Source organism: Bradyrhizobium manausense (genome assembly GCF_018129685.1).
Classification (GTDB): domain Bacteria; phylum Pseudomonadota; class Alphaproteobacteria; order Rhizobiales; family Xanthobacteraceae; genus Bradyrhizobium; species Bradyrhizobium manausense_D.
This window is the reverse complement of record NZ_JAFCLG010000001.1, coordinates 625,354-639,142: the sequence shown is the minus strand read 5'-3', so window position 1 is coordinate 639,142 and position 13,789 is coordinate 625,354. Positions and strand designations below refer to the sequence as shown.

The window sequence follows — 13,789 nt, the reverse complement described above, 5'->3', positions numbered from 1 at the left end:
ACGCTCGCCGCGCACCGCTGGACAGCATGCCGAACAGGTCACGAAATGGGGCCGTGATACGTGTCGTGAGCTCGCAAGAGGCGATGCAGAAGTTTGCAGCGCTGCGCGGGCGGCTGCGATCCGTCGACGGGGCAGGGTGCGTGCTCGCGCCATTGGACACCGGCCTGGTGCCATCGTGTGGCGAGTGAACGTAATCGCCACCGACACAAGGTGGAGAGCATGGACTCGCATAGACGCGGAAAGACGGGAATTGCAGGCCTATTTGCAATCGACGAGCAAATCATGTCCAACATCTGGCCAATAAGCGGGCTCGTCGGAAGGGTTTTCGCGCGCGATGCTAACCAGGTCTTTCACTCTGCTTGGATCAGTCGGCGCCCGCGCACGAGCACGCGATCCGCACGCGCGAGGCCATGGGGCACCCTCCGTTTTCGAGCGCGGCCATATGGCGAGACCGGGGGTAAATCTGGCCGCCGATGGGGACGCTCCTATCTCGCCCTCGCGCCTCACCCTCAAATCGCCTGACGGTCACCCTGGGAAATTTCCCAGTTGCCAAAATTCCGGAGCCTGCTGATGCCTGAAGCCGCCGCACAGATCGAGCAACCGCAGGGCACCAACAGCCCCTTCCATCAGCCGCTCGCACCTCCAGGCCCGGGCTCGGCGCGCCCCGCCGACAAGGAGTCGCTAGAGCTTGCCCACATGACCGCAGGCGAGCGCGTGGCGCATGAGCGCTCACAGCTTTCGTTTGACGATCGGAGCGATCCCAGCCGGTTCATCCACACGCGCAACCCGGACGGCTCGACGTCGATCAAGGATCGCACCGACGGGACCGCCCAGCCGACCGATCGCGCGACCGCGGCCGCCACGGATGGCAGCCAGCCGGTGGTCGAGGGCGACAAGCTGGTGCTCGGCGAACTGACGCTGACGCACGAAGAGGCCCGCGAGTTGATGGTGGCGAAGGCCGCCGCCGATTTGCGCAAGGCGAGCCTGCCGCCCACCCCGGCCGATTACGAGGCGAAGCTACCAGAGAATTTAGAGCTTCCGGCCGGCGTCAAATTTGAGATCGACCAGTCGGACCCGTTATTGCACGACGCCCGCGCATGGGCTCATTCGCGGGGCTTTTCCCAAGAAGACTTTTCGTCGCTCGTCGCCCTTTACGCCTCGGCCAAGGGGCGCGAACAGGCCTTGTTCAACACTGCGGCGGCGGCCGAGGTCGCCAAACTGGGCGTGAACGGCGCGCAGCGGGTGACGGCGGTTGAGCAATTTCTCCGTGGCATGGTCGGCAACGATCTTGGCAGCGCGATGCGGGGCATGCTGGTGACCCAGAAGATCGTCGCGGGCTTTGAGCGGCTGATGGGCAAATTCCAGAGCCAGGGCGCCGCGACGTTCTCGCAGGCCCACCGCGAGCCGGGCAACTCCGGCGGCCGCGTCTCGGATGAGCAGTACGCGACAATGACCCCCGCGCAGCGCCTCGATTACGCTCGCTCGTTCGACCAGCGTCAATTTTCCGCCGGCGGGCGGTAGCCTATGGCGCTGTTCACGCTGACGATCAACAATTTCGGAACTGCGCTTGATCGGCAGGTTCACGAGGTCGAGCGCGTGCAGCGATACCTTCTTCAGGCCGCGCAGGACGTGCGGTCGAGCGGCGGCAGGAAGACCAGTGGCAATATCCTCGACGCAGGGGCCGTTGTGGGCTCTTGGACGCTGACACCACAAGCATCGACCTGAACGACGGAGGCATGATCGTGCAAGATTCCGCGCCAAAAACCGGGTCTCACATTTCGCAAGCGATCCGGGACAAGCTGCCGACGATGGCGCCGAAGATTGCAGAAGGCGTGCGCCGCGTCGCCGATCAGGCGCCGCAGGTCTATCAGCCGACCTTGACCGAGCAGCGCGTCCCATGAACCGCACCGGTAGCAAAGAGCCCGGCTGCGCGCTGTGCTGGGTCGACAGCGGCATTTGGTCCAAGCCCGTCCGTGGCTGGGATGGCGTGCCGATCTGCCGCGAGCATGTCGCGCAGAGCATCGCGCAGGCGAACGGCGTGCCCGTGATCGCCTGCACCGTCGATCCATCGAGTCAGTCCCAAGCGCTTCACTGAGGTGGGCATGATCAAGAGCTATTCGGAGCTAATCGCCGGCATCAACGCACAGCGCGAGGCCCTCGGCGTCCGCATGCAGGACTTCGATCAGCTCGCCGGATTTGCTGATGGGCTCAGCGGCAAGGTGTTCGGGCCAGCCATGGTCAAGCGGCTCGGATCGGAAAAATTGTTCGATGCTCTCCGTGCGGCTGGCCTTGCGATCCGCCTAGTGGAAGATCCAGAGCAGATTGAGCGGATGAAGCGACGCATTGATGAAACCTGCATTCCACGGCAGGCGATGCAAGCGCGCCCGAACAACCATGCCAACATCGACAGCAAGACAATCGAGCGCGTCCTTTCCTATCTCACGCAACCCAAGCACGGCGGCATTTTACGGCTGAAGCGCGCTATTGCGGAATATCGATCAAACGCAGCTCGGCTTGGAGCTATCACGACGAATCGAAAGCGCCGCTGTGAAAGGCCTAGTTTGCCGGCCACGCCGATCATGAGGATCTCCAAGTATGGCTGATGACCAGCGCGGTACGAAAGAGAGCGCTCGATCGCTCTCGCCCAACATGGAGAAGCAGAAGCCCATCTCCGGCAGGGTGCGCGAGGCGATTGCCAGCATGGTCACTGGCGAGAGCAAAAACATCACGGCCGCAGCGATCAAGGTCGGCCTTACCCGCGAGCACCTCAGCCGCGAGCTCAGCAAGCCGCATATCGCCGCTTTCATGCATCAGAAGGTGCAGCGCAATCTTGCCATTGCCGCGACGCGTGCCGGCGCCGCCAAGGTCGAGTTGCTCGACTGCGACAATGCCATGGTCCGCGACCGCGCCAGCTCCTTTGTGCTGGGGCTTGCTGGTATCCAGCCGGCCAGCCAGCCAAGTGTCAACGTCAACATCGAGGTCCGGGCCGGCTACGTGATCGACCTATCGGACGATCCAGCGCCGGCACCGAAGGTGATTGATTATGTCTGAAAAGCCCAAGCCGATCTCAAAGAAGATCAGGGCGGCGATCGAGGCTCTGGTCGAGGGCGAGAACATCACCGCAGCCGCCGCAACCGCGGGCCTCAGCCGCTCGCACCTGTCACGCGAGCTCGGACGGCCGCACATCGCGGCGCTGCTGCGTCAGAAGGTCGAGCGAAACCTCGCCATCAACGCCGCCAAGGCCGGCGTGACGAAGGTCAACTTGCTCGATTCCTCGAACGAGATGGTTCGCGATCGGGCCTCGAGCTTCATCCTAAGCCTCGCCGGAATCAAGCCCGACGTCGACCCAGGCAGCCGCCAGACCGCTCAGCTTCCCGGCCTGCAGATCGTGATCGTTCAGCCGCCCGGCATCACAGGCCAGCCCCGCGTCATCGGGCCGGAGCCGGTGCGGCAGATCGAGAACGAGCCAAATCACGTGGGCTCGAAGTAAGCCGATTGACGTCACGCCTTGAGCAGTGCGTTGCGATCCCCTCCTATTGAATCATTCTCCTGCGCATCTGTTCGCTCGGAAGGCGACATAGCGCAGGCGACCGTTTCCCAATCCACGGGCGTCCGGCGATCAATTTGATCACCCCTTGCTGCGCGGGCCTTCCGGCCGGACGCTCGTGGAGGCTTGGCCGTGTCGGAAACATCGAATTGGAAGCCCGTAAATCAGGCGCCTCAAGGCATGGGGCCAGTGTTGCTGCGCGCCGGCGGCGGGACGCTTGAGCCCGCCTTCGTTGGCTACCAGCGCGAAGACGGCCGATGGTTAGACCAGGAGAACCGCGAGGTTCATCCGTGCTACTTCGCGCAAATCCCGATCTTCGATTGCGAAGATGGAGTGGCAGCATGATCGTGCTCCGTCGCATCCTCTTCGCCGCGGCGCTGCTGGTCAGCGCAATCCCCGCATTCGCACAGGCTCCGTCGCCGGTCCCGGCATTGCCGGACAGCGAACGGCGGACGTCCTACACGATCAGCGGGACGACTTGCGCATGCAACGTCAACTTCGCACTCTATGGCGACAGCACCGACTATCAGAATTGGGTCGAGGTCTTTCTCAACGGCGTGCAGGTCAGCTACAATGACAGCACGTTTGGCTGGACACTGACGAGCCCAAGCGGGTCTCTTGCCAACCTTGCGCGCCCGATCACCGACGCGATCATCACCTTCACCAACGCGCAGACCGGCACCGTGCAGATTGTCGGTGCTCGGCGGCCGCGCCGGACCGCGCAATTCACCGAGAACCGTGGCGTTGCGGCGCGCGATTTCAACCAGGCGCTGACCGATATCATCGCGCAGAACCGCGAGACCTGGGACAAGATCAGCGACGTAACCGGCCGCTCGATCGTCGCGGTGCCGGGCGAAACTTTGAGCGTCCTGCCGCCCGCGGGAACCAGGGCAAGCCAGTTGCTCGGTTTTGATAGCGGCGGCAACGTAGCGCTCTACAGCGCGCAATTGCCCGCGATCAATCAAACGGCCAACACCTTCTATGCAGGCCCTGCAACCGGATCTCCAGCCGCGGCAAGTTTTCGTGCGCTGGTCGGCGCTGATCTGCCTGCGCCCGGCGCATCGTCTTTCGGAGGTGTGAGAAGTTCGACCTGTTCGACGAGCAACTGGTTCAGCAGCCTTTCCACCGGCGGCGTCTTCGGATGCACGCAACCAAACTTTTCCGATCTGCTCGGCACGGCATCGACCGCCCAGATCGCGGCAAGTGCCGTCACGAACGCCAAGCTGGCAAACATGAACGCGTATACCCTCAAGGGCAACGCGACTGGTTCGGCCGCGACTCCGACCGACATCGACGTGACGGCTTTGACATTGAAGGCGTCGCCGGTTTCGGGCGATATCGTCCTCATTCAGGATTCCGCAGCCAGCAACGCATTCAAGAAAACGACTGTTGGCGCTCTGTCTTCCGCCGGCAGCGTTGCGTCGATCGATAGCGCCACCGGTGCCTTCACGACGGCAAACGGAATCACAAGCGCAGGCAACGTCATCGCCTTGACGGCTGCTCGTCGCACGCTCCCAACCACTCAGGTGTTTACGACTGGATCCGGCACTTACACGACGCCGGCCAACGTGCTCTGGATCGAAGTGAAGATGTGCGGTGGTGGCGCGGGCGGTTCCGGCTCGGGGAGCACGGGTGCCACCTTCGGAACCAGTGGCGGTGACTCGACCTTCAGCACGTTTACGGCTTCAAAAGGAAGCGCGCCTGGGTCCCAGACGTCGGCCGGGGCCGGCGGTACTGCAACTGGCGGATATCTGAATCAAACCGGTGGAAGCGGCGGCGCTGGCAGCGGCTCTACGTCGCCCAACCCTGGAGGCGGCGGTGGTGTGTCCGCATTTGGCGGAGCTGGCGCATCAGGCGTCGCGGGCGCGGGAACGGGCGGCTCGGCGGCAACAAATAGTTGCTCCGGTGGTGGCGGTGGCGGTGTCAACACCACAGCGAACGGCGGTGCTGGTGGTGGTGCGGGCGGCTATCTGGAGGGCATCATAGGCAGCCCGTCCGCATCGTACTCCTATTCGGTTGGTGCAGCCGGGTCGGGCGGCTCTGCCGGTACTGGTGGCTCTCCTGGCGGCGGCGGCGGCGCTGGCCGCATCGTGGTCATTGAGCACTACGGTACCTAATTGCGACGTCGCCGCGGGTCATCGGCCGGGAGTCGCTGCGGCAGATCGAGCAAGCCGATCCTTATCACAGATGAAGCAGGGCGATCGCGATGCCCACGAGTGTTGCGATCAATGCGGCAATTGCAACGTAATATGTGCGTTGAGTGTAATTAAAGCTGCGCTCCGTGTAGTTAAAGGTGCGCTGCGTCAGATCGTATGCGGCAGCTTCCCGAGCCTCTCGTTTTTCATCTTGTTCGCGAAGCCACGCACGGATGATTTGCTTGCGATCTTCTCCGCCAGTTGCAAGGCCGCCACCGGTGTTCATGTCGTCGCGAACGGCTCGCTCGCCAATGCGGTCGAGATCCGCGCGCAAAATAGCTTTCCAGTCCTGATTTGCCATATCAGCGAAACGAGCCCCAAAGAATAGCGAGCACCAGCAGCACGAGCATACAGATGATCGTGCGGCGACCGATACGATTCAAGGCACGATCTGCACACGCGCGGGCGTCCGATCCCGGACGTCAATTTGGTTTCGCACGTAGACGACTACATATCCATCCCTAACGTAAACCTTTGGCGTCCCGAATGCGACATAGAGCAGGCCGATCATGGTGACAACATTGGCGGCGCCGCCGCGCCGAGCATGCACGCTAGCGGCGAGACGTTGCGGAATCCAAGGCTTGAGCGCCATTGTGCACCATCCTGTCTTATTGAAGTCCCGCTCGACTTTCTTCCAAGCAACGGGCACGCGTCTTATCTAAGACTTCGCTGATATCGTTGCCCAGCGCGCGAGGAAGGCTGCAATCTGGTGAAGCACTTCGCTCAGAATATACCTGATCACACGTCGACTTTGCGGTGCCCTGGGCCAGACAGTCCTTGTAATCTTTGGCTGTCTTTTCTGAAATTCGCCTGCAAGCTTGCGTCCAATTGGCAGAGTAATTGGCCTCCGCGTTGCTAACACAAGTGCGATATCGGCGTTGAACCGCTTCCCTGGCGGCTGCCAGCCGTTCGTCTGCTTCCTGTTTCTCAGCAGCGGCTCGAGCTTCAGATTCTTGTCGCGCAGCCGTGAGCCTGGCTTGTTCTGCTTGTCTTGCGTACTCGGCCCGCGCCGCTTCTAACTTTCTATCACGATCGAGTTGAGCGTCACGGGCTGGAAGATAAGCGGAATAGTAGTAGCCCACGCTTCCTGATGCTCCCAGCAGCGATATTGCAAGACAGATCTTTAGAAGTGTCCGGCAACCGCCCGGCGAGCGCAAGTGCGCCGGAGTCAGAGCTTTTTCTGCGCTATTGCTTGGCAGGGTCTGCAGGCGGCGCTGGCGGAGCGGGAACAATTGCCGCCTGAGTTCGCGGTTTTGGCTTCGTGCGGGGTTTCGGTTGGGCCTGCGGCTGTTGCGGCTCGGGCTCGGGCTCGGGTTGGGCCCCAGGCGCGGCGGCCTCGCCACCAGGCCTAGCCTGGAATTGGATGTTGCACTTCTTAGCGATTGAGGCTTGCTCGATGGCGACCAACTGCCCTTTCATCTGGGCAAGTTCCGCAGCCGTCTGTTTGTCGCCCCCGACGAGAAAAGCTGCCGGCCAGAAGATTACGACCGCAGCGGTCGTGGCGACAACGTCCTTTGTGCGCTGACTATCCTGAGCTCCGGATAGGGCCGCGGCGCGAGCCGAAACCGCCTGCGCTTCCATCGCGAGCTGTTGGCAATTGTAAGTCTGATACATCACCGGCGACACATAGGTCGCGCTGATGTCGGATGACGATGACGCACAGCCAGCCAGAGTGGCGCTAAACGCCACGATTACGAAATTGCGCATAAAAATAGGCCCCCGGCCAATCACTAAAATGCCATCCAATCGCAACCAAGGCGCGAGATCAATTGCACTTTCGCCGGTCCAGTAAAACTACTGATTGTGCGGTGCGAAGCGGAGGAAGCCGAAGCCCGAAGGGGGGCGACCCGCAGGCAGCTGACCTAGGCAGGCGCAAGACCGCAATAGTTTCCGCATCGCTCAAGGCCCACTTGACTGACTCTGCGACGTCTTAAAACGCCTCAATTGGCTTTTGCCCTCAGCCCGATCTCGACCAGCCGGCGGATGGCCTCGGAGCGCGTCGGAGTGTCCGCCTGGGTGCCGGCCCATTTGTCGACTGCAGCGCCGACCTCCGGCGACAGGCGTACGGCTGAGACCGGATAGACTCCGCCTGCCTTCTTCGGACGACCGCGGGATTTTTTGTTTACGGAAATTGATTTCTTCATGTTTTCAGTTTACAGAAAATCGAGCCGAAACGGAAGTTGCAATTCCGTTCGGCTCTAACCTCGATCACAGAAGGGTAATTCAAGATGACCGAAGCTGACAGCGTGCATAGCACGCCACGGGCAAACTCGCCCATAGAATGCCTAACCGAGTCCGTGGATTCGGTTTCCTCCCAGGCCGATATCCGACAGCGGGCGACCGCAATGTCTTTCGGCGACCTCGCCAGACTCAGGGAGGAGGCATCTGCCGAAATCGAGTGGCTGATCGCCTTCCTCGACTGCACCGAGTCCGACCCGGACCTTGAGCCGGACGATTTTGGCATCGCCGATCTAGACGGCCTCGTCGAGCAGGTCGGTTCGCAGGACTGGCGGCAGGGAGGGATAGCATGAGCAACATCATTGACCTGACGGCGATGCGAGCAGCACGCGATCTGCCGCCAGAAAACGACCGTTCTTTTGAGTTATCGGTGGGCCCGCGCCAGCTGCCGGTTACCGGTAGCAAGCGACGGCGCAGCGCGACCAGCATGCACACCTTCGTGTTTCGGAGCTATGAGCTGATCATAACCTCGCCTGAGGCCGACCTGGTGCGGGATGTTCGATGCGACGTCCACAAGGCCCGGACCAAGCTCCGCAAGATCCGCGAGCAGATGGATGCCGATCGGAAGCACGCCGCGGCCCGGGCGGACCTGCTCACGAAAGCGGAAGCGAAGCTGAGCGCTGCGATCGCGCAGGCCTTTGGCTCGGTGGAGGGCTGAACATGGCTGGCATTGATCTGACAAAGCGGCAACGGGACGTCTGCGAGCTGGTCGCAGAAGGTTTGCGCAGCAAACAGATTGCTCGGAAGCCCGGCATCGGCGCACCGTGCAATCGCACCGCCTGGAGGCTTATCGCAGGCTAGACGTTCATAATGGCGTACAGCTGATGAAGCGGCTCCTGGAGCACCGCGCATGAGGCGCCGCCGCAGACTGATACGAAGCGCGACCGGCAGCGGCTGATGACGCACCGCCGGCGGCTGAAGCGTTAGACGACGCAAAAGGCCGCAGTGGACCCCACTGCGGCCCGCGCTGGATGTGAAAACGAACCAGGCAGAAACGATCAACGTGAAATCGCCGGTACTGAGATCGTGCGTCTGTTCCTGAGCGGACGCAACTGAAACGGGTGCATTTGCCGAGTTTTACAACCGCCAAACCGACTCCGTTAACGGCATCTTAATCTGTATCCGTGATTGTACGGTGCACTTTTTAATTGCCCAAATTTTTTCATGCAACTCATAGCGACGCGAAAATATTCGTTCATCGCTGTTCAGTCGCTCACTGAACGTCAGGCGTGCGACAGCCTTTTCAGAACGGCCGAAAACGAGTTCGTCTTACATATGAATTCCGACGAAGTCGCCGACGAAGAGCGGTTGGTCTGGTTGGACAGCCGAGCGGCGCTGCTTTGGATTAACCAAACGCCTGACGAATATGGAATGAATTGGGAGTGACCCCTAGTGGTCGAAACCAGAAGAGCGCCCCGCTATCGCGTTTCGAAGCCGGCGCAGATCCAGTATGGCGCTAAGAAGACGGCCTGCGTTGTTCGTGATCTTTCCGTTACGGGTGCCGCTCTACAGCTTTCCGATGGAAGTGCAACGGTCCCCGTGGCGTTCACGCTGCTCGTTCCTGAAGACAATTTGACGCTGCCATGCCGAGTAGTCTGGCGAGCTCCTTTCAAGATCGGCGTAACTTTCGACTTGTCTTAGAGCGCCTCCAGCCGGGCGAAGTCTTACTCCAGCTGCCGGCCTGGCGGGGAGGATATAAAGCGGCCCGCCGGTTCACGCTGGCGGGCTCTCCTCGACCTAGCCGCAGTTATTACACCTCGCAGTTGTCTTGCGGATTATCTCTTCATGCACGCCACCACATATGGATATAGTCCGCCAGCCATACCTTGGGGGGTCAGCCCCATCTTTCGACCCTCTTCCTCGCAACGCTGGCGCTTGGCGGCAAGGGAAGAATGATTCTGAGTGGCACATTCGAGCCGCATCTTGCTCTCGGGGAGCTGACTGCAGTAATCGGCCAGAGCTTTTGAGCCTACAGAACCCAGCAAAAGAACAATCAGTGCAACCTTTCGAAACATATTTGATCCCCAATATGTGAAAAGGAATGCCCTCATCGAACCGCAACCTTGACGCGATGGGAAGGGCGTTCGGTGATGAGTCGCTATCGGTACCCCATGGCTGGGACCACCGGCTTATTCCAGTTGAAGTCGGGCCGAACGTCAGCGCCGCGATATCCGCACGCCTGGCAGACAAAGCGCGGCTCGAGATCGGATAGCCGGAGCTCATCTGACCAACGGTCAGCGTCCAGGGCAACGTGATGGCCGCAATGGCAGTAGACCAAAACGCCGCGCAATCCCATGGCGCGCATCTCGCCGAAGGTGATTTTCATCGGCCGGCCGTCGGCGTGCGTCGGCGTGTGGCGTTTCTGGCGTGGCATGCCGCCATCGAAGCGCGGCGCGGGCTAGAGTCAAATTGTCGATTACTGGTGGTTCGGAGGGTGCGAGAACCACTGAGCGTCGTGGGGGTCTCTTTTCGAGCTATACATTTCCGAACATTTCTGGCTGTGTCCGTCGAATAGTTCAACCAAGTACATTGGGACGATCCGCTCATGGGTTTTCTACAAAGATTGCGCAGAAGGCTTTTCCCGCCTCAAGAGGTGATTGAAGGCTACCAAAACGAACAGCTGATAGAGACCATCTATCAGAAGACCGTTGCCTTTCAGCCAGCGGGCGATTGGCCGCTCGTCGCGAATTTGACGGCAGTGCTTGATTTCGGGGGTGGGGCCGGCATTCACTATAAGCTAGCGCGGCAGCAGTCTCCTGCAATTCGATGGGCCGTTGTCGAGACGCCAGCAATGGTGCGACGGGCTAGTGATTTAGCGACGAACCAGTTGATGTTCTTCGACGACATTCAGAAGGCTGCTAATTGGCTTGGGAGCATTGACCTAATGCATTCGAACGGCGCGATCCAATATGTCGACGATGCAATCGAAACTGTGAAGACACTTTGCGCAGTGCGGCCGGCCAAGATGGTGTGGTATCGCGTTCCGATCGGCGAAGTTGCGAGGGCAGAAATACAGACATCGTTGCTCAGCAATAATGGCCCGGGCCAGCTAGCAACGGGTACTGACAAACGGGTCAAGTTCAAGCGCCACTGGATTCCAGGAGAAGCTTTTGTTGCAGCTCACCAGGGATACCTCTTGAGCGAGAGCGCAGCGGATCCTCGCGAGCGGGGCACTCAACAATTCACCTTTGTACGTTCCGGCGTTTGACCTCAGAAGTGCTCCCAGTTTCGAATGCTGGAGCTCGGCCTACGGGGTCAACGCAATTACCTTGAGTGGGGTCACAGCCAAGATTTCACGGCAGGTGTGGCCAGTTGGCTGAGGAGGTTGAAATACCGGAGCCCAATATCGGCGGGTCCAATCGTTGTCGAGCAAGCCGTTCGGAGAGATATTCCGCCAATCCGTCGCATGTCGGACCGCAGCGAGATCCAACATATCGACCTCGTATACGAGATGCGTGTGGAGGTTTTGAGCCTGCTTATAGAAATGCGCCTCTCCTAGATCGTCGAAGAAAAATGAACAATCCAACCTTGAGGGCAGTGCTGGGAAGCCCCTTAACCGCTGATCCTCAAGGGCAACTTCGAATACGGCTCGTCCATGCTGCCAGCCCAGTTGCCGAATGATGCGTCCCCAATTGCCGGGCAGGATGACAGCGCCGGCTTGGAGCATCGCTCCGCTCACATGAAAAAACGGCATATGCAGGCGTCGTCCCTCGAATCGAAACCGAGGATTGGAGCTTAGGCATTGCACCCGTAATACGATAGGAGTCAGATGGGCCGCATGGGGCGACATCGGCACGATATCGACGAGCTCGCCCGTTCACTCCGACCTTTGAGCAGCAATGCACCGCCGCAGCCGCTCGTATCGGGCCGCCATAGCAATGAGACTGTCTCGGGCGAGGGCGAGATCGGCATCGCCGGCCCATTCCAAGCAAACGCGCTCCAACTCCACCAGCTCGGCCACCTGGCGCTGCCTGCGCGTCCACACGCGTATATTGGCCATCCGTTGGACACGGCAGCGGAGCAGGGCGCTAAGTGATTGATTTTTATGGCGCTCCCTAGCGGAATCGAACCGCTCTCTCCACCGTGAAAGGGTGGCGTCCTAACCGATAGACGAAGGGAGCAAACGCAAGGCCACGCCGCATGTGGCGGCAGGCCCGCTGGCCGGTCCGAGTCGTGCCCGGCGGCTTGCAGCGGGCGAACGTATAGTGGCCTTTGCGCCGGTCGGCAAGCCGTTCCGGAACGCTCTTTCGGGGCGCGCGGATAGCCAGCCCCCGGGTTCGTTCGGGTCGCAATTGCAACGGTTTCTTAGGGTTCCCTGGGCTAGCGCTGGCAAGGGAGATTTTTCGCCGATGCCACCGCCCAAGAAGCGCGCAGCCCGCAAGCTGCTGTCGCAGCACGCCTGGATCACGCTCGACGGCGGATTCGCGGCGCGGCATTGCCTGGTCCAGGATATCTCGGCCTCGGGCGCCAGGATCACGCTGGACGAGGATGCGAGCCAGCTTCCGGGCGTGATCCGGATGGCCTTTGCGCGGGACGCGCGGACCGGGCGGAGCTGCCAGGTGGTCTGGCGCCGCGGCAAGTCGGCCGGCGTCCGGTTCCTCTGATCGCCGCCGGATGGCGCCTGCCGCCGCTCCGGGCTACAAGGCGCGCATGCGCAACCTTGTCCTCGTCCTGATCTCGTTCGCCGTCGTCTCCGCCGCCGGGGCCGAGACCTTGCGCCTTCCGCCCGCCGAGCAGCCGCAGCAATCCGGCAAGACCCTGCCGCTGAAGGGCGCCACCGCCGGGGCCAATGGTTGCGCCGCCTATGGCCGGGGCTTCATGATGGTCGAGGGCACCTGCGTGAAGATCGGCGGCTCGGCCCGAATTGGCACCGCGATCGGCCGCTAAGGCCCGATGCCTTCGGACCTGTCGCGCGACCTGCCGCGGCCCTGCAGAACAAAACCCGAGAAAACAACCCCATGCACAGTAGCGGCCGGGTCCGGGCAGTTTTGCGCGCGGACGGCGATTCCGCACGCTTTCACAGGGCCTTAGGCCGCCTCAGCGGTTCACGACATCGGCGGCGCCACGTGCTGCGCAAATCCGGGCCGCTTGCCGAGCTCGGCGAGCCACCGCGTCAGGTGCGGCTGCGCCGGACGGGTGATCCCCTCGACCCCCAGCCAGCGCCGCGCGTAGGCGCCGACGGCGATATCGGCCAGCGTGAACGCATCGCCCTCCATGAAGCGGCGTGAGGCGAGATGGTGATCGGCGATCGCCCAGACCTCGGCGGCCGCGTCGGCATCCTGCTGGATCTTGATCATGTCGCGCTCGGCGGGCGGCGTGCGCACGAGGGCCCAGAACACCGGGCGGTCGACCGGCTGCACCATCGACAGCGTCCAGTCGAGCCAGCGATCGACGCCGGCGCGCAGTTTGGGCGCCTCGGGATAGACAGGCGTGCCGCGACCATGCGCAAGGCAGAGATAGCGCATGATGGAGTTGGACTCCCACAGCGCGAAGTCGCCCTCGACCAGCGTCGGCACCCGCGCATTGGGGTTCATGGCGAGGTAGCCGGGCTCGCGGGTCTTGCCGTAAGCCATGCCGGCATCGATGCGCTGATAGGGCAGGCCAAGCTCAGTGAGGCACCAAAGCACCTTCTGCACGTTGACCGAATTGGCGCGGCCCCAGATCGTGATCTGTGTGTCCGGCATAGGCTCCTCCCGCGGCGTTATCGTTGTCGTAGGTGCCGTAGCCCTGAGGGAGCGCAGCGCAATCCGGGTTCTATCCGCATGGTGAGACCGCCCCGGATTACGCTGCGCTCCATCCGCGCTACAGG

21 protein-coding genes and 1 tRNA gene are annotated in these 13,789 nt (G+C 61.5%); 15 read left to right on the top strand and 7 right to left on the bottom strand.

Annotation, left to right across the window (positions count from 1 at the left end; genetic code table 11):
* Positions 1-570: 570 nt before the first annotated feature.
* The 9 genes from JQ621_RS03130 to JQ621_RS03090 all read left to right on the top strand — a co-directional run bounded on the left by JQ621_RS03130 (position 571) and on the right by JQ621_RS03090 (position 5,664).
* Positions 571-1,521, top strand: coding sequence for a capsid assembly protein (locus JQ621_RS03130; protein ID WP_212232938.1), 951 nt, complete (start codon positions 571-573; stop codon positions 1,519-1,521).
* 3 nt (positions 1,522-1,524) lie between these two features.
* Positions 1,525-1,725: a hypothetical protein gene (locus JQ621_RS03125; protein ID WP_212232937.1), complete on the top strand. Its 201-nt coding sequence runs from the start codon at positions 1,525-1,527 to the stop codon at positions 1,723-1,725.
* A gap of 11 nt (positions 1,726-1,736) precedes the next feature.
* Positions 1,737-1,901 (top strand): hypothetical protein, encoded by a 165-nt coding sequence (locus JQ621_RS03120; protein WP_212232936.1) that lies wholly within the window; start codon positions 1,737-1,739, stop codon positions 1,899-1,901.
* The gene (locus JQ621_RS03115) at positions 1,898-2,095 is read left to right on the top strand and encodes a hypothetical protein (RefSeq protein ID WP_212232935.1); all 198 of its coding nucleotides are present in this window, start codon (positions 1,898-1,900) and stop codon (positions 2,093-2,095) included. Before JQ621_RS03120 ends, JQ621_RS03115 begins: the two co-directional genes overlap by 4 nt.
* A 7-nt stretch (positions 2,096-2,102) precedes the next feature.
* Positions 2,103-2,603, top strand: a complete 501-nt coding sequence (locus JQ621_RS03110) for a hypothetical protein (protein WP_212232934.1) — start codon at positions 2,103-2,105, stop codon at positions 2,601-2,603.
* The gene (locus JQ621_RS03105; RefSeq protein WP_212232933.1) at positions 2,596-3,051 is read left to right on the top strand and encodes a hypothetical protein; all 456 of its coding nucleotides are present in this window, start codon (positions 2,596-2,598) and stop codon (positions 3,049-3,051) included. The genes JQ621_RS03110 and JQ621_RS03105 overlap by 8 nt, the downstream gene beginning before the upstream one ends.
* Positions 3,044-3,490, top strand: a complete 447-nt coding sequence (locus tag JQ621_RS03100) for a hypothetical protein (RefSeq protein ID WP_212232932.1) — start codon at positions 3,044-3,046, stop codon at positions 3,488-3,490. Before JQ621_RS03105 ends, JQ621_RS03100 begins: the two co-directional genes overlap by 8 nt.
* A 189-nt stretch (positions 3,491-3,679) precedes the next feature.
* Complete coding sequence (locus JQ621_RS03095) at positions 3,680-3,892, top strand: hypothetical protein (RefSeq protein WP_212232931.1); 213 nt, start codon at positions 3,680-3,682, stop codon at positions 3,890-3,892.
* Complete coding sequence (locus tag JQ621_RS03090; RefSeq protein ID WP_212232930.1) at positions 3,889-5,664, top strand: hypothetical protein; 1,776 nt, start codon at positions 3,889-3,891, stop codon at positions 5,662-5,664. The genes JQ621_RS03095 and JQ621_RS03090 overlap by 4 nt, the downstream gene beginning before the upstream one ends.
* Positions 5,665-5,728: 64 nt before the next feature.
* Here JQ621_RS03090 and JQ621_RS03085 read toward each other — a convergent pair whose 3' ends face one another.
* The 3 genes from JQ621_RS03085 to JQ621_RS03075 all read right to left on the bottom strand — a co-directional run bounded on the left by JQ621_RS03085 (position 5,729) and on the right by JQ621_RS03075 (position 7,886).
* Positions 5,729-6,043 (bottom strand): hypothetical protein, encoded by a 315-nt coding sequence (locus JQ621_RS03085; RefSeq protein ID WP_212232929.1) that lies wholly within the window; start codon positions 6,041-6,043, stop codon positions 5,729-5,731.
* An 884-nt stretch (positions 6,044-6,927) separates the two neighbouring features.
* Entirely contained in the window at positions 6,928-7,449 is a 522-nt protein-coding gene (locus JQ621_RS03080) for a hypothetical protein (protein WP_249124620.1), read from the bottom strand.
* Positions 7,450-7,682: 233 nt separating this feature from the next.
* Positions 7,683-7,886 (bottom strand): hypothetical protein, encoded by a 204-nt coding sequence (locus tag JQ621_RS03075; RefSeq protein WP_212232928.1) that lies wholly within the window; start codon positions 7,884-7,886, stop codon positions 7,683-7,685.
* Between the two features lie 201 nt (positions 7,887-8,087).
* Between JQ621_RS03075 and JQ621_RS03070 the strand changes: the two genes are divergently transcribed.
* The 3 genes from JQ621_RS03070 to JQ621_RS03060 all read left to right on the top strand — a co-directional run bounded on the left by JQ621_RS03070 (position 8,088) and on the right by JQ621_RS03060 (position 9,621).
* The gene (locus JQ621_RS03070) at positions 8,088-8,273 is read left to right on the top strand and encodes a hypothetical protein (protein ID WP_212232927.1); all 186 of its coding nucleotides are present in this window, start codon (positions 8,088-8,090) and stop codon (positions 8,271-8,273) included.
* Complete coding sequence (locus JQ621_RS03065) at positions 8,270-8,638, top strand: hypothetical protein (RefSeq protein ID WP_212232926.1); 369 nt, start codon at positions 8,270-8,272, stop codon at positions 8,636-8,638. The genes JQ621_RS03070 and JQ621_RS03065 overlap by 4 nt, the downstream gene beginning before the upstream one ends.
* Before the next feature lie 734 nt (positions 8,639-9,372).
* Positions 9,373-9,621 (top strand): PilZ domain-containing protein, encoded by a 249-nt coding sequence (locus JQ621_RS03060; protein WP_212232925.1) that lies wholly within the window; start codon positions 9,373-9,375, stop codon positions 9,619-9,621.
* Positions 9,622-10,078: 457 nt separating this feature from the next.
* Here the strand turns inward: JQ621_RS03060 and JQ621_RS03055 are convergent, their stop codons facing one another.
* On the bottom strand, positions 10,079-10,354 hold the full coding sequence (locus JQ621_RS03055; RefSeq protein ID WP_212232924.1) for a hypothetical protein: 276 nt from the start codon (positions 10,352-10,354) through the stop codon (positions 10,079-10,081).
* Between the two features lie 171 nt (positions 10,355-10,525).
* Between JQ621_RS03055 and JQ621_RS03050 the strand changes: the two genes are divergently transcribed.
* Positions 10,526-11,188, top strand: coding sequence for a class I SAM-dependent methyltransferase (locus JQ621_RS03050; protein ID WP_212232923.1), 663 nt, complete (start codon positions 10,526-10,528; stop codon positions 11,186-11,188).
* A gap of 39 nt (positions 11,189-11,227) precedes the next feature.
* Here the strand turns inward: JQ621_RS03050 and JQ621_RS03045 are convergent, their stop codons facing one another.
* Together JQ621_RS03045 and JQ621_RS03040 are read right to left on the bottom strand one after the other, a co-directional pair.
* Positions 11,228-11,674: a hypothetical protein gene (locus tag JQ621_RS03045; protein ID WP_212232922.1), complete on the bottom strand. Its 447-nt coding sequence runs from the start codon at positions 11,672-11,674 to the stop codon at positions 11,228-11,230.
* A gap of 352 nt (positions 11,675-12,026) precedes the next feature.
* Positions 12,027-12,101 (bottom strand) — tRNA-Glu (locus JQ621_RS03040).
* 228 nt (positions 12,102-12,329) lie between these two features.
* On the opposite strand from JQ621_RS03040, the gene JQ621_RS03035 reads away from it, so the two are divergent.
* Both JQ621_RS03035 and JQ621_RS03030 read left to right on the top strand, forming a co-directional pair.
* Positions 12,330-12,584, top strand: coding sequence for a PilZ domain-containing protein (locus tag JQ621_RS03035; RefSeq protein WP_212232921.1), 255 nt, complete (start codon positions 12,330-12,332; stop codon positions 12,582-12,584).
* 46 nt (positions 12,585-12,630) lie between these two features.
* Positions 12,631-12,867 carry a hypothetical protein gene (locus JQ621_RS03030; RefSeq protein WP_212232920.1) on the top strand — a complete coding sequence of 79 codons (237 nt, stop codon included), beginning with the start codon at positions 12,631-12,633 and terminating at the stop codon, positions 12,865-12,867.
* A gap of 158 nt (positions 12,868-13,025) precedes the next feature.
* On the opposite strand, the gene JQ621_RS03025 is transcribed toward JQ621_RS03030, so the two are convergent.
* Positions 13,026-13,664, bottom strand: a complete 639-nt coding sequence (locus JQ621_RS03025) for a glutathione S-transferase family protein (RefSeq protein ID WP_212232919.1) — start codon at positions 13,662-13,664, stop codon at positions 13,026-13,028.
* Positions 13,665-13,789 lie beyond the last annotated feature (125 nt).

Coding starts and splice junctions, on each gene's coding strand:
- JQ621_RS03130 (WP_212232938.1), top strand. CDS start 571: ATGCCTGAAGCCGCCGCACAGATCGAGCAACCGCAGGGCACCAACAGC.
- JQ621_RS03125 (WP_212232937.1), top strand. CDS start 1,525: ATGGCGCTGTTCACGCTGACGATCAACAATTTCGGAACTGCGCTTGAT.
- JQ621_RS03120 (WP_212232936.1), top strand. CDS start 1,737: ATGATCGTGCAAGATTCCGCGCCAAAAACCGGGTCTCACATTTCGCAA.
- JQ621_RS03115 (WP_212232935.1), top strand. CDS start 1,898: ATGAACCGCACCGGTAGCAAAGAGCCCGGCTGCGCGCTGTGCTGGGTC.
- JQ621_RS03110 (WP_212232934.1), top strand. CDS start 2,103: ATGATCAAGAGCTATTCGGAGCTAATCGCCGGCATCAACGCACAGCGC.
- JQ621_RS03105 (WP_212232933.1), top strand. CDS start 2,596: ATGGCTGATGACCAGCGCGGTACGAAAGAGAGCGCTCGATCGCTCTCG.
- JQ621_RS03100 (WP_212232932.1), top strand. CDS start 3,044: ATGTCTGAAAAGCCCAAGCCGATCTCAAAGAAGATCAGGGCGGCGATC.
- JQ621_RS03090 (WP_212232930.1), top strand. CDS start 3,889: ATGATCGTGCTCCGTCGCATCCTCTTCGCCGCGGCGCTGCTGGTCAGC.
- JQ621_RS03085 (WP_212232929.1), bottom strand. CDS start 6,043: ATGGCAAATCAGGACTGGAAAGCTATTTTGCGCGCGGATCTCGACCGC.
- JQ621_RS03080 (WP_249124620.1), bottom strand. CDS start 7,449: ATGCGCAATTTCGTAATCGTGGCGTTTAGCGCCACTCTGGCTGGCTGT.
- JQ621_RS03075 (WP_212232928.1), bottom strand. CDS start 7,886: ATGAAGAAATCAATTTCCGTAAACAAAAAATCCCGCGGTCGTCCGAAG.
- JQ621_RS03070 (WP_212232927.1), top strand. CDS start 8,088: ATGTCTTTCGGCGACCTCGCCAGACTCAGGGAGGAGGCATCTGCCGAA.
- JQ621_RS03065 (WP_212232926.1), top strand. CDS start 8,270: ATGAGCAACATCATTGACCTGACGGCGATGCGAGCAGCACGCGATCTG.
- JQ621_RS03055 (WP_212232924.1), bottom strand. CDS start 10,354: ATGCCACGCCAGAAACGCCACACGCCGACGCACGCCGACGGCCGGCCG.
- JQ621_RS03050 (WP_212232923.1), top strand. CDS start 10,526: ATGGGTTTTCTACAAAGATTGCGCAGAAGGCTTTTCCCGCCTCAAGAG.
- JQ621_RS03045 (WP_212232922.1), bottom strand. CDS start 11,674: ATGCCGTTTTTTCATGTGAGCGGAGCGATGCTCCAAGCCGGCGCTGTC.
- JQ621_RS03035 (WP_212232921.1), top strand. CDS start 12,330: ATGCCACCGCCCAAGAAGCGCGCAGCCCGCAAGCTGCTGTCGCAGCAC.
- JQ621_RS03030 (WP_212232920.1), top strand. CDS start 12,631: ATGCGCAACCTTGTCCTCGTCCTGATCTCGTTCGCCGTCGTCTCCGCC.
- JQ621_RS03025 (WP_212232919.1), bottom strand. CDS start 13,664: ATGCCGGACACACAGATCACGATCTGGGGCCGCGCCAATTCGGTCAAC.